This is a genomic window from Sphingomonas ginsenosidivorax (assembly GCF_007995065.1).
Taxonomy (GTDB): domain Bacteria; phylum Pseudomonadota; class Alphaproteobacteria; order Sphingomonadales; family Sphingomonadaceae; genus Sphingomonas; species Sphingomonas ginsenosidivorax.
In genome coordinates, this window is record NZ_VOQR01000001.1 from 1728205 (window position 1) to 1752316 (window position 24112).

Consider the following 24112-nt stretch of genomic DNA (forward strand, 5'->3'; position numbering starts at 1 on the left):
GATCAGGATCGAACGCTGCGCGCGCGACACGGTGGATCCTGAAACACGTTCAGGATGACCGGGACTTCTGCCTGCATTGTACGGACTCAAGCCCGATGATCCGCAAGCAACGTTCCCGCAGCGGCGAGTTCCTCCTCATGGCTGGCTTCGCGCCAGCTTTCGGCAAGCGCCGCGTCTTCCCACTCGCGCATCGCCGGGTGCTCGAGCACCCGCGCGACCCATGCCGCGCCGGCGGCGCCGACATCGAGGCCATAGGTCCGCACGCGGAACGCGACCGGCGCATAGAAGGCGTCGACCGCGGTGAACGCTTCCCCTGCCAGCCACGGCCCGCCGAACCGCGCCAACCCTTCGGCCCAGATTTCCCCCAGCCGTGCGATCTGCTGCTCGAGGTGCGGCAACGGTGGCGACGGCGCGACGCGGACCCCTACGTTCATCAGATACGCCTCGCGCACCGCGCCGAAGCCAGCATGCATCTCGGCGGTCGCGCACTGCGCCCAGGCGCGCGCGTCCGCATCGTCGGGCCAGACGCCTGCATGCCGCTCCGCCAGGTACAGCACGATGCCGAACGAGTCCCACACGGTGCGCGTGCCCTCGATCAGCACGGGCACGAGGCCGCTCGGCGAAAACGCGCGGAACGCCTCGTAATTGTCGGGCAGCAGGAACGGCTCGATCCGGTCCTCGAACGGAATGCCCAACGCGCGCATCAGCAACCAGGGGCGCAGCGACCAGCTGGAATAATTCCGGTTCGCCGTGATCAGCGTATAGGCCATGCGATTACCCCATATAATGTGCCGTCGTCTTCGCCCTGACATCGTCGGCCGAGACCCCCGGCGCGGTTTCGACCAGCCGGAACGGTGAGTGATGGTCGTCCCGCTGGAACACGGCAAGGTCGGTGATGATCATGTCGACCACACCCTTGCCGGTCAGCGGCAGGGTGCAGGCCGGGATGAACTTCGGGCTGCCGTCCTTGGCGTTGTGGTCCATCACGACGATGATCTTCTTCACGCCCGCGACCAGGTCCATCGCGCCGCCCATGCCCTTGATCATCTTGCCGGGGATCATCCAGTTGGCGATGTCGCCGGTCTCCGACACCTCCATCGCGCCGAGCACGGTCAGGTCGACATGCCCGCCGCGGATCATCGCGAAGCTGTCGGCGCTGCTGAAATAGCTCGAGGACGGCAGCGCGCTGATCGTCTGCTTGCCGGCGTTGATCAGGTCGGCGTCGACCTCGTCGTCATAGGGGAACGGCCCGATGCCGAGCATGCCGTTCTCCGACTGCAGCGTCACGTCGACACCCGCCGGGATATAGTTGGCGACCAAGGTCGGAATGCCGATGCCGAGATTGACGTAGAAGCCGTCCTGCAGCTCCTGCGCGGCGCGTGCCGCCATCTGATTGCGATCCCAGGGCATTCACTTCTCCTTGGCGACAGGTGCTGGCGCCCCGGCGATGGGGGCCGCAATGGGGGTCGAGTTCGGGGTCGGGGTCGGGGTCGGGGTCCAGCGCGTCGCCGGCGGGAAGACGTCGTCCATCCCGCCCCTCAGCCCGGTGCCGTAGACGGGATTGGGCAGCATGAACCAGCCATGCCCCCACATCAGCGTGGTGTGCAGCCCGGCGGCGGCCTCGCGCCGTGCCGCCGGGGTTGCACCGGGCGCGTTGAACAGGTCGCTGAAATCGCCGAGCTGGTCGCCCGACATCGCGACGACGCAATATTTCGCGGCGATCGCCCAGCGGCGACCGTCCTTGCGGCTGTCGGTGCTGCCGGCGTCACCCTGCAGCCACAGCGTGTCGCCGTGCACCACCGGGCCGAGACCGACGCCGTCGAGCATCGCCGCGGTCGCATCGGCATTTTCGGCGAGGCGGTTGGAGTTGAACACCACCGCGATCTTCGCCAGCCGCGCGACGCGAATGACTTCGGTCAGGCCCGGCACGACCGCGACCTGCCTGGTGCCGGTCCGCTCCCAGTCCGCCCAGCGCTGCGCGTCGTACGCCTCGCCGCGCCGGGCGGCGTCGCCCTCGAAGCCGAGATTGTGGATCGCGGTCTCGTCGATGTCGAAGACGATCGCGGGCGGCTTCCCCGCGCAGGGCAAGAATTTCGGCTGTTCGAGCGTCGCACCAGGCGCCAGCACGACCGAATCGACGTCATGCCCGATCCGGAGGTCCGCGGAGATCCCGACGAGATAGTTGGCGAGCCCCATATAGGCCTGCAGGTCGAGCGCCACCGCCTCGCCCGAGGCGTAGAGATATTGCATCGCAGGCGGCACGCCGGGGAGCATCGGGGCAGGCATCGGAGCGGCGGGCAGGCTGCGGATCCGCGCGGCCTCGGCCTTGCGGGCTTTGCGCGCATTGCGGTCGCTCACCGTCTTGCGCCCGACAAGGCCGCCGGCGACGACCGGGATCGCCGCCGCCGCGCAGCCCTGCAGGACCAACGCCGCCGTCGCGAGCGCGAGCGTTGCGCGGCGCATCACGCGGTCGCGCGCTCGCGGACGGTGCGGAACTCGATCTTCTTGTCGTACGGCCCGCCCATGATCATGCGGTTCACATAGATGCCCGGCAGGTGGATCGCGTCGGGGTCGAGCGTCCCCACGGGCACGATCTCCTCGACCTCCGCCACGCAGATCTTTCCCGCGGTCGCCATCGGGTGGTTGAAGTTGCGCGCGGTCTTGCGGAACAGCAGGTTGCCCGCCTCGTCCGCCTTCCAGCCCTTGATGATGCTGAGATCCGCGCGGATGCCGAGTTCCAGGATATACTCCTGCCCGTCGAAGACCTTGACCTCCTTGCCCTCGGCGACCTGCGTGCCGACGCCGGTCTTGGTATAGAAGCCGGGGATGCCCGCTCCCCCTGCCCGTACGCGCTCGGCGAGCGTGCCCTGCGGGCAGAACTCGACCTCGAGCTCGCCGCTCAGATACTGCCGCTCGAACTCCTTGTTCTCGCCGACATAGGAGCTGATCATCTTGCGGACCTGGCGCGAGCGGAGCAGCTTGCCCAGCCCCTGCCCGTCGATCCCGGCATTGTTGCTGGCGATCGTCAGGTCCCTGACGCCCGACGCCTCGATCGCGTCGATCAGCCGTTCGGGGATGCCGCACAGGCCGAAGCCGCCGGCGCAGATCGTCATGCCGTCGAACAGCACGCCCTCGAGCGCCGCGGCCGCATCGGTAAAGCGTTTCTGCGCCATGCTTTCCTCCTCCTGGGTTTCCACCGCGCATAGGATAGCCGCCGGGCGACCGCAATCGCCGCCTCGACTTGGCCGGCGCCCCGCGGCAGGATGGCGCGATGACACACACGCGTACCGGCGGCCGCATACTGGTCGACCAACTCGTCGCCCAAGGGTGCGACCGGATCTTCACCGTTCCCGGCGAGAGCTTCCTCGCGGTGCTCGACGCGCTGCACGACACGCCTGGCATCGACCTCGTCACCTGCCGGCAGGAGGGCGGGGTCGGCTTCATGGCGTGCGCGGACGGCACGATGACCGGGCGGCCGGGCGTCGCCTTCGTCACGCGCGGGCCGGGCGCGACCAACGCGTCGATCGGCGTCCATGTCGCGATGCAGGATTCGCAGCCGATGATCCTGTTCATCGGCGACGTCGACCGCGGCACGCGCGACCGCGAGGCGTTCCAGGAGGTCGACTTCACCGCGATGTTCGCGCCCATCGCGAAATGGGCGGCGCGGATCGACGACGCGCGGCGCATCCCCGAATATGTCGCGCGCGCCTATGCCACCGCGATGAGCGGGCGGCCGGGCCCCGTGGTGCTGGCGCTGCCCGAGGACATGCTGCTCGACCAGGTCGAAGCCGTCGACCGACCGCGCGTCGAACGCGTCGCGCAGGCCGCGGACGCCGACACGATGGACCTGCTCGCGGACCTGCTCGCCACCGCCGAGCGGCCGGTCGCGATCGTCGGCGGCGCCGGCTGGGACGTCGCCGCATCGGGCGCGTTTGCGACCTGGGCGGACCGCAACGGCATCCCTGTCGCCGCGGCGTTCCGGCGGCAGGATGCGATCCCCAATGCGTGCCCGGTCTGGGCGGGCAATCTCGGCTATGGCCCGAACCCCAGGCTGGTCGAGCGCGTCAAGGCGGCCGACCTGCTGCTCGTCGTCGGGCCGCGGCTCGGCGAGGCGACGACCGACGGCTATGCGCTGGTCACGCCCGACCATCCGGGGCAGCGGCTGATCCACGTCCATCCCGATCCCGATGAGTTGCAGCGCAGCTACCGCGCGGACGTCGCGGTCTGCGCAGGGATGGCGGAGTTCGCCGAGGCACTGCTGCTGATCGACCTGCCGCCGCGGACCGCGGGGCCCGAGGCGCATGCCGAGTGGCAGGCCTGGTCGACACCGCAGCCGCGCGACCTGCGGATGGACCTGGCGCTCTGCGTCGCGGCGATGCGCGAGCAGCTCCCCGCGGACAGCATCATCTGCAACGGCGCGGGCAATTATTCGGGCTGGTGGCACCGCCACTGGCGCTATGCGGGACCGGGTACGCAGCTCGCGCCGACCGCGGGCGCGATGGGCTACGGCGTGCCCGCTGCGGTCGCGGCGTCGCTCCGCCATCCCGAGCGGACCGTCGTCGCGCTGGCGGGCGACGGGTGTTTCCTGATGAACGGGCAGGAGCTTGCCACGGCCGTGGCGCACGGCGCCAACATGCTGGTGATCGTGGTCGACAACGGCGCGTACGGGACGATCCGGATGCACCAGGAACGCGAATATCCGGGGCGCGTCGTCGGGACCAGCCTCGGCAACCCGGACTTCGCCGCGCTGGCGCGCGCGTTCGGATGCTGGGCCGAGACGGTCGGACGAACTGCGGACTTCGCGCAGGCCCTGGCGCGCGCGATGGAGCAGACCGGGGTGCGGATGCTGCACCTGAAGACCGACGTCGAGGCGATCACCGCGGGGACCACGCTGACGAAGATGCGCGGGGCGTAACGTCGGCCTGGCTCCAACGCGCTTCCCCGGCGAAGGCCGGGGCGCAGTTGGGGGGCAGCAGTAACCGCGGACACCCCCCGTTACTCCGACCTTCCCACCTGGGCCCCGGCCCTCGCCGGGGAAGCTGATGGTGGCCTGCCCAGTGATCGCTCTGTTCCCCCCGCGAAGGCGGGGGCCCAGGGTACCGGGCGCGGTCGGTACTTAGCTGGGCCCCCGCGTCCGCGGGGTAACTGGGGACTCTCCTTCAGGCCTTCGACAGCGCCTCGCGCACCGCCGCCAGCGCGTCTGCCGCCTTCGCGCCTTCCGGCCCACCGCCCTGCGCCATGTCGGGACGGCCGCCGCCGCCCTGCCCGCCAAGCGCCGCGACCGCGACCTTCAGCAGGTCGACTGCGTTGTGCGTCGCGACCAGATCGGCAGTGACGCCGACCGCGACCGAGGCGCGGCCTTCGTTGACCGCGAGCATCACGGCGATCCCCGAACCCAGCCGCTGCTTGGCCTCATCGACCGCGCCGCGCAGCCCCTTGGCCTCGAAGTCGTTCAGGACCTGGCCGATGAACGCGACGCCGCCGACCTGCTCGGGTCCTGCCGCTTCGCCGCCGCCACCGCCCATGGCGAGCGCCTTCTTCGCCTCGGCGAGTTCGCGCTCCAGCCGGCGGCGATCCTCGATCAGCGCCGCGACGCGGGCAGGCACCTCGTCCGGGGTCGACTTCAGCGACGCCGCGGCCTCGCGCAGGCGGTCGTCGCGGCCCGTCAGATAGGCGCGCGCGGCCTCGCCGGTCAGCGCCTCGACGCGGCGCACGCCGCTCGACACCGCGCCTTCACCGACGACCTTGAACAGACCGATGTCGCCGAGTGCGCTGACGTGCGTGCCGCCGCACAGCTCGATCGAATAGGTCCGGCCGTCGTCCTGCGATCCCATCGAGACGACGCGGACCTCGTCGCCATATTTCTCGCCGAACAGCGCCATCGCGCCCATCTCGATCGCCGCATCCGGCGTCATCAGCAGCGTGGTCACCGCGCCATTGCCGCGGACCTGCGCGTTCACGTCCGATTCGACCTGCGCGATATCGGCCGGCGTCATCGCGACCGGCTGCGAGAAGTCGAAGCGGAGGCGCTCGGGGGCGACGAGGCTCCCCTTCTGCGCGACGTGCTTGCCCAGGCGCTCCCGCAAGGCTTCGTGCAGCAGGTGGGTCGCAGAGTGGTTGGCGCGGATCTGCGCGCGGCGCGCGACGTCGATCTGCAGCTTCACCGGATCGCCGATCTTGATCTCGCCCGCATCGATCGTCGCGTTGTGGACGAAGACGCGTCCCAGCTGCTTCGACGTGTCGCTGACGGTGGCCCGCAGACCGGCGTCGTTCGAAATCTGCCCGGCATCGCCGACCTGGCCGCCGCTCTCGCCATAGAAGGGCGTCTGGTTGACGACGATCGACACGTTGTCGCCCGCGGTCGCCGTGTCGACGCGCGCACCGTTTTTGACCAGTGCGACGACTGCGCCCTCCCCGGTGTCCGACGCATAGCCGAGGAATTCGGTCCCGCCGCTGGTCTCGGCGATGTCGAACCAGATGTCGTCCGACGCCTTTGCGCCCGACCCCTTCCACGCGGCCCGCGCGGCGCGCTTCTGTTCGGCCATCGCGGTGTCGAAACCTTCGCGGTCGACGGTGATGCCGCGTTCGCGCAGCGCATCCTCGGTCAGGTCGTAGGGGAAGCCGAACGTGTCGTAGAGCTTGAACGCGGTCTCCCCGGGGAGCGTGCCCTCGGTCATGTCCGCGGTCGCCTCGTCGAGCAGCTTCAGCCCCTTGTCGAGCGTCTGGCGGAACCGAGTCTCCTCCTGCTGCAGCGTCGCTTCGATCAGCGACTGCGCGCGGAACAGCTCGGGATAGGCTGCCCCCATCTCGGTGACGAGCGCAGGCACCAGCCGATGCATCAACGGCTCCTTCGCACCGAGGATATGCGCATGCCGCATCGCGCGGCGCATGATCCGGCGCAGCACATAGCCGCGGCCCTCGTTCGCGGGGAGCACACCGTCCGCGACCAGGAAGCCCGCGGTGCGCAGGTGGTCGGCGATCACGCGGTGGCTGGCGGTGTTGGCGCCGTCGGTCGCGGTGTGCGTCAGCGATCCGCTCGCGGCGATCAGCGCCTTGAACGTGTCGGTGTCGTAATTGTCGGTGACGCCCTGCATCACCGCGGCGATGCGCTCGAGCCCCATGCCGGTGTCGATCGAGGGTTTGGGCAGGTTGCCGACGATCTCGTTGTTCGCCTGCTCATATTGCATGAACACGAGGTTCCAGATCTCGACGAAGCGGTCGCCATCCTCGTCCGGGCTGCCCGGCGGGCCACCGAAGATATGGTCGCCATGATCGTAGAAGATCTCCGAGCACGGCCCGCACGGCCCGTTCTCGCCCATCGTCCAGAAATTGTCCTTGGTCGGGATCCGGATGATGCGGTGGTCGGGGAGGCCGGCGATCTTCTTCCAAAGGTCGAACGCCTCGTCGTCGGTGTGGTAGACGGTGGCGGTGAGCTTGTCGGGCGACAGGCCCCAGTCGCGCGTGAGCAGCGTCCAGGCGTTCACGATCGCCTGTTCCTTGAAATAATCGCCGAACGAGAAATTGCCGAGCATCTCGAAGAAGGTGTGGTGCCGCGCGGTATAGCCGACATTGTCGAGGTCGTTGTGCTTGCCGCCGGCGCGGACGCATTTCTGGGAGGACGTCGCGGTCGAATAGGGGCGCGATTCCTGGCCGGTGAAGACGTTCTTGAACGGCACCATGCCCGCGTTGACGAACATCAGCGTGGGATCGTTCTGCGGCACCAAAGGCGCCGAGGGAACGATGGTGTGGCCTTCACGCGCGAAGAAATCGAGGAAGCCGCGGCGGATGTCGTTGGTCGAGGTCATGCGCGGGACTTAGGCGAGCGACGCGGTTCGCTCAAGTGAGGTGTGGGTGCGACAATCGGACGCCGAGGTGTTTCCCCGCGAAGGCGGGGACCCAGACTGGGCTCCCGCCTTCGCGGGAGAACAAGTAGGTCAGCCGCAACACCACCCCCTCACTTCCCCGGCGAAGGCCGGGGCCCAATTAGGACACGCTCATGACTACGCGCAGCGCTCCGTTACCCCGACCTTTCCAATTGGGCCCCGGCCTTCGCCGGGGTGGTTTGGGGGTAGCTGCCCCTACCCCAGCGGCGCGTCGATCGACTTCGGCGGCGTACTGAACCACTTCGGCCCCGCGTCGGTCATGTGGAAGCAATCCTCGATCCGCACCCCGAACTTGCCCGGCGCATAGATCCCCGGCTCGTCCGAAAAGCACATGCCCGCCGCGAGCTTCGTCGTCTCGCCGTGGACGAAGTTCACCGGCTCGTGCCCGTCCATCCCGATCCCGTGGCCGGTGCGATGCGACAGGCCTGGGAGTTTGTACCCCGGTCCCAACCCGAGCGATTCGTAGTGGCGCCGCACCGCGTCGTCGATGCTGCCCGCCGCAACACCGATCCTCGCCGCGGCAAACGCGACCTGCTGGCCGCGCGCGACCTGGTCCCAGGTCCGGCGCTGCTCGGCGTTGGCGGTGCCGTGCACCCAGGTGCGGGAGATGTCGGATTGATAGCCCTGCACGGTGCAGCCGCAATCCATCAGCACGACCTGCCCGGCCGCCACGCGGTGGATCTCGCGGCTGCCATGCGGATAGGCCGAGGCCTCGCCGACCAGCGCCATCGAGAATTCGGGTGCGCCGCCGAGTTTCCGGGTCGCCGCGGCCATCAGTGCGGAGATGTCGGGGCCGGTCATCCCCTTCTCCACTCGCGCGTGCGTCCAGCGATAGGCGGCGAGCGTGACCTCGGTCGCCGCATGCATCAGCGCGATCTCGGGCGCGGTCTTGATCATCCGGCAGCCGCGCACGACCGGGTTGGCGGACACCTGCGGCGCCCCCGGCAGCACGCGCGCCAGTACGGCGGCGGCGAAATAGCGGACATTCTCCTCGATACCGATCGGGCGGCCGCCCAGCGTGCGATCGCGCAGGAAGCCCGCGACGACGGCCATCGGGTTCTCGTCCTCCTGCCAGACGCGGACCTCGGCCGGGACCGCGAGCGTCTCGCGGACCGAGGGTTCCTCGAAGAACGGCGTGACGATGCACGGATCGCCCTCGACCGGCAGGATCGCGAGCGTCAGCCGCTCGCTGGTGTGCCAGCGCACCCCGGTGAAGTAGATCATCGACGATCCGGGTTCGATCACGACCGCGCCGATCCCCGTCGCTCTCATCAGTGCCTGCGCCCGCGCCAGCCGCGCGGCGCGTTCGGCAGCGTCGATCGGTTTCGCCGTGCCGGTGATGTCCGATAGCGCGGACAGGTCGGGCTCCGCCGCGCGCAGCAAGGCCGCGCTCGACAGCAGCGGAAGCGTGGCGGCGGCGACGAGGATGTGGCGGCGATTGGGGTATGGAGACATAAGCCGGGACGATAGGGTCCTTGACCGCGCGCCCGCAATCCCCTCCCTAGGCGCGACGTTTCTCGGGAGATCGATTTTGGCCAACCGCCTGACCCTCTATATCCTTATCGGCCTGGTGCTGGGGCTGGTGACAGGATGGGGGCTTCACGTCGCGATCGACGACGGCAGCGCGGCGTCGGCGGCGCGGCTGACCGAGATTGCGGGCTATGTCTCGATCATCACCACGATCTTCCTGCGCCTCATCAAGATGATCATCGCCCCCCTGGTGTTCTCGACGCTGGTCGTGGGCATCGCGCACATGGGCGACACCGGGGCGCTCGGCCGCGTCGGCCTGCGTGCGGTCGGCTGGTTCCTGTGCGCCAGCCTGTTGTCGCTGACGCTGGGCCTGATCCTGGTGAACCTGTTCCACCCCGGCGTCGGTCTGAACCTGCCGCTGCCGCCGGTCACCGCGTCGAGCGGAGTCGACCAGGCCGCGTTCGACGTCGCCAAGTTCGTCACGCACATCGTCCCTGCCTCGATGATCCAGGCGATGGCCGAGAACGAGATCCTGCAGATCGTCATCATGTCGCTGTTCGTCGGCGTCGCGATCACCGCGGTCGGCGAGAAGGCTTCCCCGCTCGTCCGCGCGATCGACGCGCTGGCGACCGTGATGCTGCAGATCACCAACTACGTCATGCGGTTCGCGCCGTTCGCGGTGTTCGCCGCGGTGACGAGCACGCTCGCCGAGCGCGGCCCCGGGGTGATCGGCGACCTCGGCTATTTCATGCTGACCTTCTATATCGGCCTCGCGCTGCTCTGGGCGCTGCTGATCGGCCTCGGCTTCGTGTTCATCGGCAAGCGGATGGGGCAGCTGGTCGGCTATATCCGCGCGCCGCTGCTGCTCGCCTTCACCACCGCATCGTCGGAGGCCGCCTATCCGCGGACGCTCGAGGCACTGGACCGGTTCGGGGTACCGCCGAAGATCTCGAGCTTCGTGCTGCCGCTCGGCTATTCGTTCAACCTCGACGGGTCGATGATCTACATGACGTTCGCGTCGCTGTTCATCGCGCAGGCGTACGGCATCGAGCTGTCGCTGGGGCAGATGGTGACGATGCTGCTGGTGCTGATGGTGACGTCGAAGGGCATCGCCGGCGTGCCGCGCGCGAGCCTCGTCGTGATCGCCGCGACGCTGCCGCTGTTCAAGATCCCGGAGGCCGGGCTGCTGCTGATCCTCGCGGTCGACCATTTCCTCGACATGGGGCGCAGCGCGACCAACGTGATCGGCAACGCGGTCGCGGCGAGCGTGGTGGCGCGCTGGGAGGGCGATCTCGATCCGCCCGAACCGATCGACATCGAGCCGCCGCATGCGCCGAGCCATGGGCTGAGCGGCCACGGCTGAGTTCACCGCCTAGGGCCACCCTCCCCCAACGTCATGCCAGCGCAGGCTGGCATCTTTCCGGGGCGGGTGCTGCGGCCTTCACGGGGAGACCCCAGCCTTCGCTGGGGTGACGGGGGACAGGTGACGGCGAGGATGGTCCGCCTCACGCGTAGGCGTACGGCCCACCCTTCGCGAGCGCTGCCTGGTATGCCGGGCGCGCATGGACCTTGGCCAGCCACGCGATCGTGGCGGGGCGCGACTGGTCCAGTCCGGCGCGGCTGCGTGCTGCCTCGAGCGGGAAGCTCATCATGATATCCGCGGCGGTCATCTGGTCGCCCGCGAACCACGGCCGCTGCGCGAGCTCGGATTCGATATAGTCGAGATGCACGTCGATCATCGGCTGGATCCGCTTCAGCGCGACCTTGCCGAACACCGGAATACGGCTGACGACGAGTTTGAGCAGCAGCGGCGGCATCAGCGAGCCTTCCGCATAATGCAGCCAGAACCGGTAGCGCAGCGCATCCGCGCGCTTCGCCGGCGCGCCGAGCCGCCCGTCCGCCTTGTCGACCAGATATTCGACGATCGCGCCGGTCTCGGCGATCGCGCCCAGATCGCTACCGGCACCCCCGCTCGCCCCGTCGGTATCCTCGATCACCGGCGACTTGCCGAGCGGGTGGACCTGTTTCAGTTCGGGTGGCGCGAGCATCGTCTTGGCGTCGCGCTGGTAGCGCTTGATCGTGTAGGGCAGCCCGAGTTCCTCGAGCATCCAGAGCACGCGCTGCGACCGGGAATTGTTCAGATGGTGGACGATGATCGTCATGGGTATGTCCTATCGGGCTGCCGGGGCGGCGCCGCCGTCGCGACGATGGTCGCAGACCGCGGCTGGTGGTGCAATGCACGGCACGGCCGTTAGGGTGCGAGTGTTCAGGTGCGGCCGTCGCAGGGGGCTTGGCATCCAATCTGCGTTATGGAAGTTTAGGACCTATTGATCGAGAATGAACCCATGTCAGGTGGCATGATCTGCCGAGTGGAGCGATTAGTTATGTGTAAGTCGGATCGTGCAAGCGAGTTGAGGAAGTTGACCGAACCGTTGACGCGGGCCTGCGACATCGCGGAAAGCCTGCAGGATTACGTCCTCGCCGCAAAGCTTTCCGATTGTATCGAATGGATACAATCATCCCGCTGCGGCGCACCGGACGGTCGCGACGGCTAGGCATGAAACCGACAGGGGCACGACGGACGGGACCATCGGGGTGGATGGTATGACGATGATCGGTCACTCGATCGGCGCCGAATCGGGGCTTCTGCTCACGATGGACAGCGCGGTCGCGGACTTCCTCCAACGCTCGAAGGCCCAGCTCCACGGGCTCACCTATACGGACATCACGCATCCCGACGATCGCCACGAGAATGTCAGGGGTGTCGGCCTGCTGTCGGTCGGCTCGGCGCCGTTGCGCCTGCGCAAGCGATATATTTTGCCCGGCGGCGGCTATGTCTGGGCGTCGGTTCAGGTCTCGAAACTCGATACCGGCCTCGACAAGGGCTGCCTGGTCGGAACGATCTTCAGTCTCGACCTCAAGGATTTTCGCGCGACCCCGGCCGATCTCTGGTCGGCGGCGAAGCGCCAGGCCCACCTGATGGCCGAGCGTAACGCGGTGCTGGGCGCGGACCTGTTCAACGACGGCGCCTGGTCGGTCCTGCTGGGCCTGTACATCGCCGAAGCCGAGGGCCGCGGGCTCGACGGTAGCGGCGACTGCGCGACCGCATGCGTCTCGCCGGTCTCCAGGGCGAAATGGCTGCGTGCGCTGCATTCCTGCGCGCTGGTCGAATTCGCCGGGCGCCGGGAAGACCAGCCGCAACTCACCCAGCGCGGGCTCGAACGGGTCGAAGGGCTGCTGACCAAGACGCTCGTCCCGGCGGTCCTGCCCGACGCGCCCGCCGACATCTAGCGCCCGACGCGCGCGCTAGCGTCCGGCGCGACGCCAGCGCCGGAACAGCCCGCGCTTGTCGAGCGATTCGAACATTTCCTCGGGCCCCTCGGGGTCCAGCACCTCGTTGTCTGCGAGCCACGCCTCGACCGCGGTGAGGTCCGGGACCTCGTACGGCCGCAGCGTCTTGCCCTTGCCCCGCAGCTGCTCGATCGTCCCGATCAGCGAGCCGGTCTGCGCGATCGTCGTGGTGACCAGGTCGCGGTCGACGCCGAGATGCTCGGCGATCAGCCCGTCGCGGATCGTCGCGATGCAGGCGCCGGTCGCCGCATCCGACGCACGGAATGCGAGGTCGCATTCGGTGTCGAGCCGCAGCGATCGGTTGTTCATGTTCGACGAGCCGAGCCGGAACACGTCCTCGTCCGCGATCAGGATCTTGGCGTGGCAATAGATCGCCGCGCCGCCGGCGGTGTAGGGATGATACATGCGCAGACGCTTGTGGACGTCGCGGTGCATCAGCGCCGCCATCAGCCGGGCGCGCGCGGTATCCATCGCGAGCGGCTCGAGCCACCCTTGCGCGGTTTCCGGGTTGATGATCACGATCTCGGGCCCGTCGGCCTCGTCGAGCCGGCGCGCGACCGCCTCGGCGATCCGCCGCGACGCGAAATACTGGCTTTCAATATAGAGGTGCCGCCTGGCGCCCGCGATCTGCGCCATGAACAGCGCCTCGCTCTCGTGCACCGGCACCTGGTCGGGCATCTCGGGCTCGGTCCGCGCGATCGCGATCTGCTGCCCCTCGAAATCGACCGGCAGGCCCTCGGGCCAGAATTCGTCGCCGGGCGCGGCCTTCGCCATCGGCTTGCCGCCCGCGAGCTGCCAGCGGCGGCGGAACAGTTCGCCGAGCGCGACCGCGACCGGCCCCTCGACCGCGCTGATCGCGTCGTGCCACGGCTTGTACGGCTTGCCCGACGGCTGGACGCGGAGCGGATTGTCGTCGAGATGCTCGCGCGTGTCCCAGCGGTCGCCGGTCATGTCGATCCCGCCGCAGAACGCGAAGCTGTCGTCGATGATGACGATCTTCTGGTGATGCGACGCACCCGTCGGATGGTGGCCGTCGAGCTTGGTGTGGATTCGCTTGTGCTGCATCCACTTCATCATCGTGAAGATCGTCGAGCCGCGGAACAGCGACTTGATCGCCCCGGTATCCCAGCGCAGCAGGAACACCTCGAGATCGGGCTCGCGCTCGACCAGCCAATAGATGAACGCGCCGAGCGTGGTCGGCTCGCCGGGCCGATCGACGTTGGGCTCCAGGTCGATCCGCGCGTCGAAATCCCAGCCGATCAGCATGATCCGGCGTTTCGCGCTCTTCATCGCGACCCGCGCGTGGCGGAAATAGTCCTCGGCATCGACGATCACGGCCATCCGCCGTGCGCTCTCGATCCGCCAGCATTCTTTTCCGACCTGCATCGACGTCCCTTTGCCGGCGCATGCGCCACTGTATCAGGCACGCGCACGCGCGACCTGTATCGGCGGCGCTCGCGCGCCTATCTATGCCGGACGATGCCCGATCGCGCCCCTCCTACCTCCCCACCCGTCCAGCGCAAGATCATCCATGTCGACATGGACGCCTTCTACGCCTCGGTCGAACAGCGCGACGATCCCTCGCTGAAGGGACGCCCGGTCGCGGTCGGCGGGTCGCGCGCGCGCGGGGTGGTCGCGGCGGCGAGCTATGAGGCGCGGGTGTTCGGGGTGCGCAGCGCGATGCCGTCGGTCACCGCGATCCGCCGCTGCCCTGACCTGGTGTTCGTCCGCCCGCGGTTCGAGGTCTACAAGGCGGTGTCGGACCAGATCCGCGCGATCTTCGCCGACTACGCAGCGCTGGTCGAACCGCTGTCGCTCGACGAGGCGTATCTCGACGTCACCGAGGATATCCGCGGCCTCGGCTCGGCCAGCGCGATCGCCGAGGAAATCCGCGCGCGGGTCCGCGAGACCACGGGGCTGACCGCGTCGGCAGGCGTCAGCTACAACAAGTTCATCGCGAAGCTCGCGTCGGACCAGAACAAGCCTGACGGCATCTGCGTGATCCCGCCGCACAAGGGCGCGGCGTTCGTCGCGTCGCTGCCCGTCAAGCGCTTCCACGGCGTCGGGCCGGTCACCGCGCAGAAGATGGAGCGGCTCGGCATCCTCTCGGGCGCGGACCTGCGCGATCGCCCCCTCGCCTTCCTCCAGGCGCATTTCGGCAGCTACGCGGACTATCTCTACCGCGCCGCGCGTGGCGAGGATCACCGCCCGGTCCGCTCGAACCGGATCGCCAAGTCGGTCGGCGCGGAGCGGACGTTCGAGACCAACCTGACCGAGCGCGCGGACTTGCACGAGGGGCTCGACCGGGTCGCCGACGCCGCCTGGGTACGGATCGCGCGGCACGACGCGCGGGGGCGGACGGTGACGCTCAAGCTGCGCCATGCCGATTTCCGCACGATCACGCGTGCCAGGTCCTTTACGTCTGCGGTGCCCGACCGGGCGGCATTCCTGGCGGCGGGGATCGAGTTGCTGGCACCGCTGCTCCCGGTGCCCGACGGCGTGCGGCTGCTGGGGCTGACGCTGTCGGGGATGGTCGGCGACGACGAGGACGAGCAGCCCGGGTTGCTGCTGTAGAGCAGGGGCGCTCGGTTATCGCCCCTCCACCCCGGCGAAGGCCGGGGCCCAATTGGGACACGTCCGGAAAGGCGGACGGCCCTCCGTTACATCGACCTTTCCAATTGGGCCCCGGCCTCCGCCGGGGTGGAGGTTATCGGTGCACCCCCCTGCGACCTTTCGATGGACGCGCGTTAACCCGTTGTTTACCATCGGCTCCGGGTTACACTGCTGGGGGGCATGGGCATCGAACCGTGGTTCGTCATCGCGATTACGCTGAGCGTCACGGGCTATGCGATCTACCTCGCTGGCCTGCAGCGTCATCTCGTCGAGCCCAATCGCGCGTCGTGGCTGATCTGGAGCGCGGCGACGGGGATCGAGGCGGCGACCTATGCCGCGGTCAATCCGCACTCGCCGCAAAGCTATATCTTCGCGCTGTCCGCGATCGCCTGCGCGGTCGTGACGGTGGTGATGTGGCAGCGCTCGCGCTGGCGGGCGCCGACGCCGAGCGAGACCGTCTGCATGAGCGCCGCGTTCGCCGCGATCCTGCTCTGGGTCGCGTTCCACGAGACCTTCTGGGCACACATGCTGGTGGTCGCCGCGGTACCGGTCAGCTTCTGGCCGACCTGGGCGAGCGTGTGGGAGGATCGCGCGCGCGAACGCTCGCCGGCCTGGGCGCTGTGGACGCTCGGCGATCTCGCGACCCTGCTGCTCGCGGTGCGCAGCGGCGGGTCGGGGATCGGCGAATATGGTTATGTCCTCGTCGAACTGCTCTGCCATGCGAGCGTCTGGTTCATGGTCGGGCTCGCGACGATCAACCCGGTCCGCTCGCTCGGGCTGCGGCGCGGGCGCTTCTTCGTGCTCGACGCGTACCGGCCGACGGCGAACCTGTTCGCGGTCGGCGAGACGCATCTGGGCAAGGCGGTGTACGCCGCTTCGGGCTTTGCCGAGGGCGAGACGGTGATCCGCTTCTCCGGCCGGATGGTGCACGCCGCGCGCGTGCCGCAGCCGATGCAGGGCGCCGACGACCGCTACGTCCAGGTCACCGCGGACCGGTTCATGGGGCCGTCGGGACGGATCGACGACCTGATCAACCATAGCTGCGCGCCGAACACCGGGCTGCGGTTCGGCGAGGACGGCGTGTTGCTGGTCGCGCTACGCGACATTCCGGCCGGCGAGGAGATCGCCTGGGATTATTCGACGACGCTCGGCCCCGATGCCTGGGCGATGCCGTGCGCCTGCGGCAGCGCGGATTGTCGCGGGCGGATCGGCGGGTTCGCGACGTTGCCGGACGAGCGGCAGCGCTGGTTCCTCGAGCGTGGTCTGGTCGCGCCGTTCCTGCGCGAAATCCCGATGGAAGCCGTGCGCGCCGCATGACCGTTCCCCCGCGAACGCGGGGGCCCAAGAAGTCGCTAGCGTTGCCATCAATAACCCTGGGCTCCCGCCTTCGCGGGAGAACGGTGTGGCCTCACGCCGCCTCCGCGACCGCCTCATCCACCCCGCGCAGCGTCAGGATCGCCACCGCGCCCATCCCCTTGCCCTCGCTCTCGAGCCGGAGCGTCCCCTCCATCGCGTTCATCGAATTGGCGCACCAGTGCAGCCCCAGCCCGCCCGACTTGTGCGCGCGGGTCGAGAAGCCGCGCTGGAACAGCGTGGCGGCGACCTCGGGGGTGAACCCCTCGCCGTCGTCGCGGATCTCGATGACGACGCGGCCGCCCTCCTCGCGGACTGCGGCGGCAATCATCCCGCTGCCCGCACCGCGCGCGACGATCGATTCGGCGGCGTTGCCGAACAGATTGCCGATCACCTGGCTCAGGATCACACGGTTGGCCATCACGCGGTGCGTGTCGCCGGGGAAGCTGAACGCGATCGAGACGCCCTGCGAATAGCGCGCGATCGTCGCGTTGCGTGCGATGATATCGGTGATGTCGCAGACCTCCAGCGTCGGGCGTTCGTGCGCTGCCTTCTGCTGCTGCCCGATGATGTCGAGGACGTGCGCGAGCGCCTCGCGCCCGACGCCCAGTTCGCGGCGCGTCGCCTGGCGATCGTCGTCCTGCGCCTGCACCGCGGCGGCGACGAACGCGGACAGCTTCCGGCGGCGCGCCGGCGGCATGTCGTCCTGCGCGAGTTCGGCGACGGCGCGGTCGATCGTCGCGCGGTCGATCGGCGGGGGCTGCGCGATCCCCTGGCTCAGGATCGTGCTGATCGGGTTCAGCGCGTTGCGGACGTTGTGCATCACCGCGACCGCGCTCTCGCTGCGCCCCAGGTCGAACGACTGGACCTCGATCTGTTCGCGCAAATCCTTCAGCTGGCGCAGCATCGTGTTGAAGCTCCGGCCCAGCGAGCCGATCTCGTCGCCGCGCTTCTCTTCCTCCAGCAGCCCGAGCGATCCCGACGCGCTGACGCGCTGCATGTGGCTTTCGACCCGGTGCAGCGGGCGCAGGACGAGCTGCTCGATCAGCCGCCGCAGCACGATCAGCACCAGCAGCAGCAATATCGTCGATCCCGCGACCGCGAGCATCAGCATCCGGCGCCCGAGCCGCGACACGTCGCGCGGGACGCTGAACCGCGTCGCCGCAACCGCATGGCCGTCCGCGCCGATCATCGGCACCGCGATCGACAGCGTCCGGCTGTCGGGGGTCACGACCTCGTCGTCGCCCGTCGCGGTCAGGTCGATCCGCGCGCCCAGCTGCAACAGGTCGGCAATCTGTTTCGAGCTGATCACGCGCGCCATCAGCACATAGCCGCGCGGCGTGCCGCTGCCGTCCGACCGCCGGACCTGCGCGACGCCGATCGCCGCGACGCTGGTGCCGACGCGCGCATAGAAGCCGCCCGAGTTCCGGGCCCCAAGCACGCGCGGCAGGTCGGTCCGCGCGATCATCGCCAGCAGCGCCGCGCGCATCGCAGGCCGCTCCGCCCCGGACGCCGGATCACGCCAGCGCGCGATGACGATGCGGCGATCGGGCGCGACATAGGCCATGCCGTGGACGCCAATATTGCTCATCGCGAGCGGCGAGAAGCTCTCGCGCTCGAACGTCGCGCTGGGGTTCGCCATGTAGTCGTACGACGCCGTCCAGTCGCCGTAATCGCGGACCGCGCTCTCGACCTTGGCCTGGAACTCGGCGAGCGCGGCGCGGGTGCGCTCGACATGCCCGGCGATCGCCCTGGTCTCGAGTTGCTCGAAGCTCGGCGTGATGATGCTCGCGAGCAGCAGCGAGATGCCGATCGCGCCGATGATGCCGACCGCGGTCATGATCATCACCAGCTTGGCGCCGAGCGACGCCGGACTCGGCAGGCGCGTCACGCTGCGCATCAGCCCTGAGTCCCGGTCCTCATGCTGCTGAGCAGGTCGCCATCGGTGTCGTCCTCCCCGCCGATGAACCGCGTCGCCGCCATCTCGGCCGCGAGGTCGGCGGTGACGGGGCGCGAGAAGAAATAGCCCTGGAGATGGCTGGCGCCCGCGAGCCGCAGCGCCTGGACCTGGACCTCGGTCTCGACGCCTTCGGCGATGATGCCGAGCCCCAGCGCGCGGCCGAGATGGATGATCGAATGGACGATCGCCGCGCTCTCGCGCTCGCGGCCCATGCCGTCGATGAACGACTTGTCGATCTTGAGGCAGTCGAGCGCGAACTTGCGGATGTTGTAGAGGCTCGAATAGCCGGTGCCGAAATCGTCGAGCGCGATGCGGAAGCCCATCTGGCGCAGCTTGTACAGCGTGTCGGCGGCGCGCTCGGCATCGTCGAAGATCGCGGTCTCGGTGATCTCGATCTGCAGCCGCGCCGGCTCGATCCCTGCGCGCAGGACGCTCTCCATGATGTGGCCGACGAAATTGTGCCGGCGGAACTGGCGCGGCGAGAAGTTGACCGAGACATATTGCCCCGGCCACTGCTTCATGACGTCGAGCGCCTGCGTCAGCACCCAGTCGCCGAGTTCGTGGATGAGGTTCGACTCCTCGGCGATCGGGATGAAGGTGGCCGGGCTGATCGGGCCGTATTCGCGCGTATTCCACCGCACCAGCGCCTCGAAGCCCACGACTTCGATCGCCGCGCCCGACACGATCGGCTGGAACACCAGGCTCAGTTCGCCCTTGTCGATCGCCTGCGACAGCCCGCTCTCGACGCGGCGGCGGAAGCGGATGCCCTCGTCCATCCCCTCGTCGAACAGCCGGACGATCCCGCGGCCGCCGCGCTTGGCATCGTTGAGCGCCAGGTCGGCGCGGCGCATGACATCGTTGGGATCGCCGCCCTGCCCGCCCTGCGTGACGACGACGCCCGCCGACGCGCCCGCCTGTACCGAATTGCCGAACACTTGAAGGCTGACCGAGCAGGCCGCGATCACGCGGTCGCAGGCCATCACCGCGGCATCCTCGCCGGGCGTCGCGAACAGGATGCCGAACTCGTCGCCGCCGAGCCGCGCGACCATCGCTCCCTCGGGCGCGGCTCGGCCGAGGATCCCGCAGATCTCGCGGATCAGCGCATCGCCGGCCAGATGCCCCAGCGTGTCGTTGACCAGCTTGAAGCGGTCGAGGTCGATCATCGCGGTCGCGAACATCTCCTCGCTCCGGGTGCGCTCGGCCAATGCCCGGACGAAGGCGAGCCGGTTTGGCGCGTCGGTCAGCGAGTCATGCGTCGCGATGTGGATCGCGCGGCTTTCGTTGGCGGCGAGCTCGGCGCCCTGTTCCTCGAGCTGCACGATCTGCTCGGCGAGCGCGGTGCGTGCGCGCGCGAGCTCGCGGTCCACCGCCCAGCGGCTCGCGAGCGCGGTCGCGGTCTGGACGATCTCGGCGACCTCGAACGGCTTGGCGATGTAGAAAATCTTGTCCGGCGGGCCGGCAACCTTGCTGATCTCGATCGGCGAGAAATCGGAGAAGCCGGTGACGATGACGAGGTTGATTTCGGGGTCGAGCGCGCGGATCCGCTTGGCGGTCTCGCGACCGTCGATGCCGGGGGGCATGCGCACGTCGATGAACGCGACCGAGAAGGGATCGCCCGCCGCGAGCGCCGCTTCGACCTGCCCGACCGCGTCGAGCCCCTGGAGCATATGGACCAGCGTGAAGTCGGGGGCGGCGGCGGGGGCATCCCCCTCGTCGCCATCGTCGTCTCCGAACAGGTCGGCGGCCATCGCCCCCAGCGCATCGCCGCTGTCCGAACGCTGCCCGGCGAAGCTGCGCCGATAGCTGTCGTGCATCGCCGGCTCGTCGTCCACGATCAAAATGCGCATCGAATACCGCTCCTCGGCCGGCCGTCGCGCGTCCCTGACGGGGACGCAGACCGGCGTGTTCTGTCGGGAGCAAGAGGTAGCCGGGTACGGTTAAGGCGTCGTAAACGACGTTCCGTCGCGGTCGGCGAGCGCCTGTCCGCCGAGCACCACCGCGCCCAGCGGGCCGGCATTGCCGCCGAGCGACGGCGCCACGACATAGCTGTCGACGAGCGCGACGTCGGGCAGCGCGATATAGCCGTTGAGGCTGCGCGTCATCGCGGCGCGGACGCGCGGGAACAGATGCGACGCATCCATCACCCCGCCGCCCATCACGATCCGTCGCGGGATGCCGGTCAGCACCAGGGTGTGGAGCAATTGCCCGAGCGCGTGCGCGACGCCGTCCCAGACCGGATGGTCCGCCGGCGCCTCGTGCGCAGGATGACCGATCCGCGCGGCGATCGACGGGCCCGCGACCAGCCCTTCGAGGCACGCGCCATGGTACGGGCAATGGCCGATCCAGTCGTCGCCGGGAAAACGCACCGGACGGATATGCCCGAGCTCGCTGTGGGTGAGGCCATCGACCGGCCGCCCGCCCGCGATCAAGCCTGCGCCGACCCCGGTACCGACGGTGACATAGGCGATGTCGGCCAGGCCCTTCGCCGCTCCCCAGCGCGCCTCGGCGAGTGCGGCGCCGACGACGTCGCTGTGGAACCCGGTCGGCACGCCGTAGCGCCGCTGCAACCGCCCGGCGATGTCGGTCCCCGCCCAGCCGGGCTTGGGGGTCGAGGTGATATGGCCGTAATCGGCTGCGTGCCGGTCGATCGAGACCGGGCCGAAGCTGGCGATGCCGATCGCGACGAACCCGCTCCAGCGATCCAGCACCGCCTCGATCGCGGCGAGCGTCTCGGCGGGCCGCGTGGTCGGGATCCGCACCGTCTCCTCGATCGCATCGGGACCACGCGCAAGGATGCAGATGCATTTCGTGCCGCCAAGCTCGATTCCGGCGATCAATGGTCCCTCGGTCATGCGCATCTCCTTTTGCACCCGCTTCGGTCGGAGATCCGTCGCCGTCAAGCGCGGAACACGGAGAACCAACCTAGCGCGTCGCGGAGCGGGCGATCGCGTCGAACTCGGGCAATGCCGCGTCGAAATAATGGAGCGCCGCGCCGTCGAGCGACGCGCAGTAGAATCGCGCGTCGACCACCGCGAGCACCGCGCGGCCGCGCCGCCGGACCTCGTCCGCGCCGACATAGGCGAAATCGAGTTGCAGCCCCGCGGTGCCGACAAACCGCACCGGCACGACCGCGCGCGTTTCGAACAGCACGGCGCCCGCGCGGATCCGGTAATAGCTCTCGATCATCGCGACGAGGTCCTCGGGGCTCATCGTCGCGCGGAACACCGGGACCTTCCGGTCGGCCCTGTGCCGCTGCCTGACCATCGCCCGGCCATCCGGAAGCCCGCCGAGAAACGCGATCGTGTCGAGCGTATCGCCGTTCTGGGTCCAGCGTTCCTCCCAGGGACTATCGTGCTTGCCCCTTGGGATCCTGTTCCAGGCGATACCCGGACGGACATGCAGGCTCCGCTTCGCAACCGCGACGGTGCCCGGCGAGACGAGCGTGTATCGCGGCGCACACGCCCCGGGCACGAGAAGAAGCACGACGGCGGTGACGCGCATGCCGATCCTCATGGTGCGAGCGCACCGCGGATCATCGCCGCGTCGGCCGCTCCCGGTTTGCGCTCGAGATAGCGAGCGAGCGATGTCCGACCGCCCTCCGCATCACCCGCCTTGACCAGCGCATACCCATGAGCGCGCCACGCCTCGGGCGGCGCGTCGTCGCTCGCGACCGCACTGGCATAGGCGGCCGCCGCTCGCGCAGCATCACCCGGCTCGTCGCGCAGCCGGTACGCCTCGCCCTCGCAATAGCGCAGCGTGCCGTCCCATCCGTCCCGCGCCAGGGCATGGACGAGATACAGGCTGACGCCGGGATCGTTCATCTTGATCTGCTCGTCGAGCAGCGCCGCGCGCAGCGGCGCGACCGCATCGCGCCACGCGTCGCGGCCCCCGTCATAGCGACGCGGCGGTACCGACGCTGCTTCCAGCTCGCGCGCCGAGGCCGACAGGTCGAGCATCCGTTCCTGGTTGGGCGGATGGCTCGACATCGCCGATCGCGCGGCGTCGCGGTAACGCTTGCCACGCGCGCGCGCACTGGCGCGGCGCTCCTCGATCACCTGCTGCCACATCGCCGCGGCAGCACCCGGCGGATAGCCCGCTTCCTCGATCAGCCGGACGCCGTACGCATCCGCCTCCGCTTCCTGGGCGCGGGTGAAGTGCATGATCGACAGCACCAGCGCGCCGTTGATCGCGTTGGCGACGTCGATCCAGGTCCGCGGATAGGCACCCGCTGCCGCCGCGACCCCCGCCACCAGTCCCGTCGTCGCCCCAACGAACGCCATGATCCCGGTCTTGGTCCGCCGGTCGCGCCAGCGCTGCAGCGAATGCCGCCGCAGATAATGCGCGCATTCATGCCCCAGCACGGTCGCGAACTGCGCCTCGTCGCGACATCGCGCGAGCAGCCCGGTGTTGACGATCATCATCCCGTTCGGCGCCATCGCGGCGTTGAACGCGGGGTCGTGGAGCAGATACACCCGGGCTTCGTCGGCGCGGGGGCCGAGCAGCCGCGCGATCACGCCCTCGGTGTAGCGCTGCATCGCCGGCGATCCGAGCAGCCGGTTCGACGAGGCGATCTCGGTTTCTAGCTTGGCAAAGTCCTGCCACATCCCGCGCTCGTCCGCGTCGACCGGACGATAGCCGGGCCCGACCAGCGCCTGCATCGCAGCCGGGTGGATGCGCTCGGCATGCGCGACGCCGGCGAGGGCGCAGCTGCACGCCGCGCCGGCGATCACCGCGCGACGCGACGTCATCGTGGTGCGATCGGTGCGGGTCGGCCCGGCTTCATCCGGTCGAGCAGGCGGTCGATCATCCGCTCCGCGCCCGCCGGATCGCGGATGTCGCCGACCCCCGACGCCAGCGCGTCGAACCAGACGATCTGCCCGGTCCTGAGATCGACGAGCGAGGCGAACGCCGCCTGCCGCCCGCCATGCGCGACGACGCAGAAGCCGACCGCGCAGCCCAGAATGCCGAGCGCCTGCACCGCGACCCGGCCCGAACTCGCAAAACTGTCTTCGGCATGCAGGAACAGCGCATAGTCATAGCCGGTCGCGCGCCCGAACCGGACCGCGTCGTCGCCGAGCGTCCAGTCGAACCGCCCGCGCTTGGTCGGCAGCGCAGGGCCGCCATATTTGTGGGTCCGGATGGCGAGGCCGACCGCGTCGTGCAGCCGGTCGAGATCGGCCACCGCCGCCGGGGTCGATCCGGTCACCTCGCGGGTCGCGACGACGGTGATGCTGCCGCCCCGCCCGGCCTGCTGCCGTTCGATCGCGCGCAGGATGTTGGCGCGCGCCGCCATCGTCCAGTCCTCGCGCGGCTCGACGGCGCCTCCCGCGGTCAGCAGCCCGACCGAGACGTCGGGGCGCATGACGATCAGCCGATACGGCCCCTCGGGCGGCCGGAACCCGATATCGGCGATCTGCTTCGCGTGCGTGCAGCCCGCCAGCGCGACCACAGCCAGGACCGCGCCGCGCATCCGCTTCGTCAT

The 24112-nt window shown here is 69.1% G+C and carries 19 protein-coding genes; 5 read left to right on the top strand and 14 right to left on the bottom strand.

What is annotated here, in order from left to right; all coding sequences use genetic code 11:
* Nucleotides 1-86 precede the first annotated feature (86 nt).
* Genes FSB78_RS07875 through FSB78_RS07890 form a run of 4 tightly spaced genes read right to left on the bottom strand, consistent with a single transcriptional unit; the run spans nt 87 to nt 3173 of the window.
* Nucleotides 87-770, bottom strand: coding sequence for a glutathione S-transferase family protein (locus FSB78_RS07875; protein WP_147081580.1), 684 nt, complete (start codon nt 768-770; stop codon nt 87-89).
* 4 nt (nt 771-774) lie between these two features.
* Entirely contained in the window at nt 775-1410 is a 636-nt protein-coding gene (locus FSB78_RS07880; RefSeq protein WP_147081582.1) for a 3-oxoacid CoA-transferase subunit B, read from the bottom strand.
* Nucleotides 1411-2463, bottom strand: a complete 1053-nt coding sequence (locus FSB78_RS07885; protein ID WP_199743259.1) for an HAD family acid phosphatase — start codon at nt 2461-2463, stop codon at nt 1411-1413. It lies immediately after the preceding gene.
* Complete coding sequence (locus tag FSB78_RS07890) at nt 2463-3173, bottom strand: CoA transferase subunit A (protein WP_147081586.1); 711 nt, start codon at nt 3171-3173, stop codon at nt 2463-2465. The genes FSB78_RS07885 and FSB78_RS07890 overlap by 1 nt, the downstream gene beginning before the upstream one ends.
* 98 nt (nt 3174-3271) lie before the next feature.
* Between FSB78_RS07890 and FSB78_RS07895 the strand changes: the two genes are divergently transcribed.
* Nucleotides 3272-4915 carry a thiamine pyrophosphate-binding protein gene (locus FSB78_RS07895; protein WP_147081588.1) on the top strand — a complete coding sequence of 548 codons (1644 nt, stop codon included), beginning with the start codon at nt 3272-3274 and terminating at the stop codon, nt 4913-4915.
* Nucleotides 4916-5159: 244 nt separating this feature from the next.
* Here FSB78_RS07895 and alaS read toward each other — a convergent pair whose 3' ends face one another.
* Nucleotides 5160-7805 carry an alanine--tRNA ligase gene (gene alaS, locus FSB78_RS07900; protein ID WP_147081590.1) on the bottom strand — a complete coding sequence of 882 codons (2646 nt, stop codon included), beginning with the start codon at nt 7803-7805 and terminating at the stop codon, nt 5160-5162.
* Nucleotides 7806-8078: 273 nt separating this feature from the next.
* Entirely contained in the window at nt 8079-9338 is a 1260-nt protein-coding gene (locus tag FSB78_RS07905) for a M24 family metallopeptidase (protein ID WP_147081592.1), read from the bottom strand.
* Between the two features lie 76 nt (nt 9339-9414).
* Here FSB78_RS07905 and FSB78_RS07910 point away from each other — a divergent pair, with 76 nt between their 5' ends.
* Nucleotides 9415-10716, top strand: a complete 1302-nt coding sequence (locus FSB78_RS07910) for a dicarboxylate/amino acid:cation symporter (RefSeq protein WP_147081594.1) — start codon at nt 9415-9417, stop codon at nt 10714-10716.
* A 142-nt stretch (nt 10717-10858) separates the two neighbouring features.
* Here FSB78_RS07910 and FSB78_RS07915 read toward each other — a convergent pair whose 3' ends face one another.
* A complete protein-coding gene (locus FSB78_RS07915; RefSeq protein WP_147081596.1) occupies nt 10859-11515 on the bottom strand; it encodes a glutathione S-transferase family protein in 657 nt (218 codons plus the stop codon).
* Nucleotides 11516-11957: 442 nt separating this feature from the next.
* Here FSB78_RS07915 and FSB78_RS07920 point away from each other — a divergent pair, with 442 nt between their 5' ends.
* Complete coding sequence (locus FSB78_RS07920) at nt 11958-12644, top strand: hypothetical protein (RefSeq protein WP_147081598.1); 687 nt, start codon at nt 11958-11960, stop codon at nt 12642-12644.
* A 15-nt stretch (nt 12645-12659) separates the two neighbouring features.
* Here FSB78_RS07920 and FSB78_RS07925 read toward each other — a convergent pair whose 3' ends face one another.
* A complete protein-coding gene (locus FSB78_RS07925) occupies nt 12660-14090 on the bottom strand; it encodes a phospholipase D-like domain-containing protein (protein ID WP_147081600.1) in 1431 nt (476 codons plus the stop codon).
* Nucleotides 14091-14183: 93 nt separating this feature from the next.
* On the opposite strand from FSB78_RS07925, the gene dinB reads away from it, so the two are divergent.
* Together dinB and FSB78_RS07935 are read left to right on the top strand one after the other, a co-directional pair.
* Complete coding sequence (dinB, locus tag FSB78_RS07930; protein WP_147081602.1) at nt 14184-15278, top strand: DNA polymerase IV; 1095 nt, start codon at nt 14184-14186, stop codon at nt 15276-15278.
* A 219-nt stretch (nt 15279-15497) separates the two neighbouring features.
* Entirely contained in the window at nt 15498-16634 is a 1137-nt protein-coding gene (locus FSB78_RS07935; RefSeq protein WP_147081604.1) for an SET domain-containing protein, read from the top strand.
* Nucleotides 16635-16725: 91 nt separating this feature from the next.
* Here FSB78_RS07935 and FSB78_RS07940 read toward each other — a convergent pair whose 3' ends face one another.
* From FSB78_RS07940 to FSB78_RS07965, 6 genes are all read right to left on the bottom strand, one after another.
* Nucleotides 16726-18570 carry a CHASE4 domain-containing protein gene (locus tag FSB78_RS07940; RefSeq protein ID WP_147081606.1) on the bottom strand — a complete coding sequence of 615 codons (1845 nt, stop codon included), beginning with the start codon at nt 18568-18570 and terminating at the stop codon, nt 16726-16728.
* Nucleotides 18570-20477, bottom strand: coding sequence for a putative bifunctional diguanylate cyclase/phosphodiesterase (locus FSB78_RS07945; RefSeq protein WP_147081608.1), 1908 nt, complete (start codon nt 20475-20477; stop codon nt 18570-18572). The genes FSB78_RS07940 and FSB78_RS07945 overlap by 1 nt, the downstream gene beginning before the upstream one ends.
* Nucleotides 20478-20567: 90 nt before the next feature.
* The gene (locus FSB78_RS07950; RefSeq protein ID WP_147081610.1) at nt 20568-21482 is read right to left on the bottom strand and encodes an ROK family protein; all 915 of its coding nucleotides are present in this window, start codon (nt 21480-21482) and stop codon (nt 20568-20570) included.
* 70 nt (nt 21483-21552) lie between these two features.
* The gene (locus tag FSB78_RS07955; protein WP_147081612.1) at nt 21553-22131 is read right to left on the bottom strand and encodes a hypothetical protein; all 579 of its coding nucleotides are present in this window, start codon (nt 22129-22131) and stop codon (nt 21553-21555) included.
* Between the two features lie 8 nt (nt 22132-22139).
* Nucleotides 22140-23378 carry a M48 family metallopeptidase gene (locus FSB78_RS07960; protein ID WP_147081614.1) on the bottom strand — a complete coding sequence of 413 codons (1239 nt, stop codon included), beginning with the start codon at nt 23376-23378 and terminating at the stop codon, nt 22140-22142.
* Nucleotides 23375-24112 (bottom strand): hypothetical protein, encoded by a 738-nt coding sequence (locus FSB78_RS07965; RefSeq protein ID WP_147081617.1) that lies wholly within the window; start codon nt 24110-24112, stop codon nt 23375-23377. Before FSB78_RS07965 ends, FSB78_RS07960 begins: the two co-directional genes overlap by 4 nt.

Coding starts and splice junctions, on each gene's coding strand:
- FSB78_RS07945 (WP_147081608.1), bottom strand. CDS start 20,477: ATGCGCATTTTGATCGTGGACGACGAGCCGGCGATGCACGACAGCTAT.
- FSB78_RS07965 (WP_147081617.1), bottom strand. CDS start 24,112: ATGACGAAGCGGATGCGCGGCGCGGTCCTGGCTGTGGTCGCGCTGGCG.
- FSB78_RS07925 (WP_147081600.1), bottom strand. CDS start 14,090: ATGCAGGTCGGAAAAGAATGCTGGCGGATCGAGAGCGCACGGCGGATG.
- FSB78_RS07935 (WP_147081604.1), top strand. CDS start 15,498: ATGGGCATCGAACCGTGGTTCGTCATCGCGATTACGCTGAGCGTCACG.
- FSB78_RS07940 (WP_147081606.1), bottom strand. CDS start 18,570: ATGCGCAGCGTGACGCGCCTGCCGAGTCCGGCGTCGCTCGGCGCCAAG.
- FSB78_RS07890 (WP_147081586.1), bottom strand. CDS start 3,173: ATGGCGCAGAAACGCTTTACCGATGCGGCCGCGGCGCTCGAGGGCGTG.
- FSB78_RS07915 (WP_147081596.1), bottom strand. CDS start 11,515: ATGACGATCATCGTCCACCATCTGAACAATTCCCGGTCGCAGCGCGTG.
- FSB78_RS07955 (WP_147081612.1), bottom strand. CDS start 22,131: ATGCGCGTCACCGCCGTCGTGCTTCTTCTCGTGCCCGGGGCGTGTGCG.
- FSB78_RS07880 (WP_147081582.1), bottom strand. CDS start 1,410: ATGCCCTGGGATCGCAATCAGATGGCGGCACGCGCCGCGCAGGAGCTG.
- FSB78_RS07905 (WP_147081592.1), bottom strand. CDS start 9,338: ATGTCTCCATACCCCAATCGCCGCCACATCCTCGTCGCCGCCGCCACG.
- FSB78_RS07920 (WP_147081598.1), top strand. CDS start 11,958: ATGACGATGATCGGTCACTCGATCGGCGCCGAATCGGGGCTTCTGCTC.
- FSB78_RS07875 (WP_147081580.1), bottom strand. CDS start 770: ATGGCCTATACGCTGATCACGGCGAACCGGAATTATTCCAGCTGGTCG.
- alaS (WP_147081590.1), bottom strand. CDS start 7,805: ATGACCTCGACCAACGACATCCGCCGCGGCTTCCTCGATTTCTTCGCG.
- FSB78_RS07950 (WP_147081610.1), bottom strand. CDS start 21,482: ATGACCGAGGGACCATTGATCGCCGGAATCGAGCTTGGCGGCACGAAA.
- FSB78_RS07960 (WP_147081614.1), bottom strand. CDS start 23,378: ATGACGTCGCGTCGCGCGGTGATCGCCGGCGCGGCGTGCAGCTGCGCC.
- dinB (WP_147081602.1), top strand. CDS start 14,184: ATGCCCGATCGCGCCCCTCCTACCTCCCCACCCGTCCAGCGCAAGATC.
- FSB78_RS07895 (WP_147081588.1), top strand. CDS start 3,272: ATGACACACACGCGTACCGGCGGCCGCATACTGGTCGACCAACTCGTC.
- FSB78_RS07885 (WP_199743259.1), bottom strand. CDS start 2,463: ATGCGCCGCGCAACGCTCGCGCTCGCGACGGCGGCGTTGGTCCTGCAG.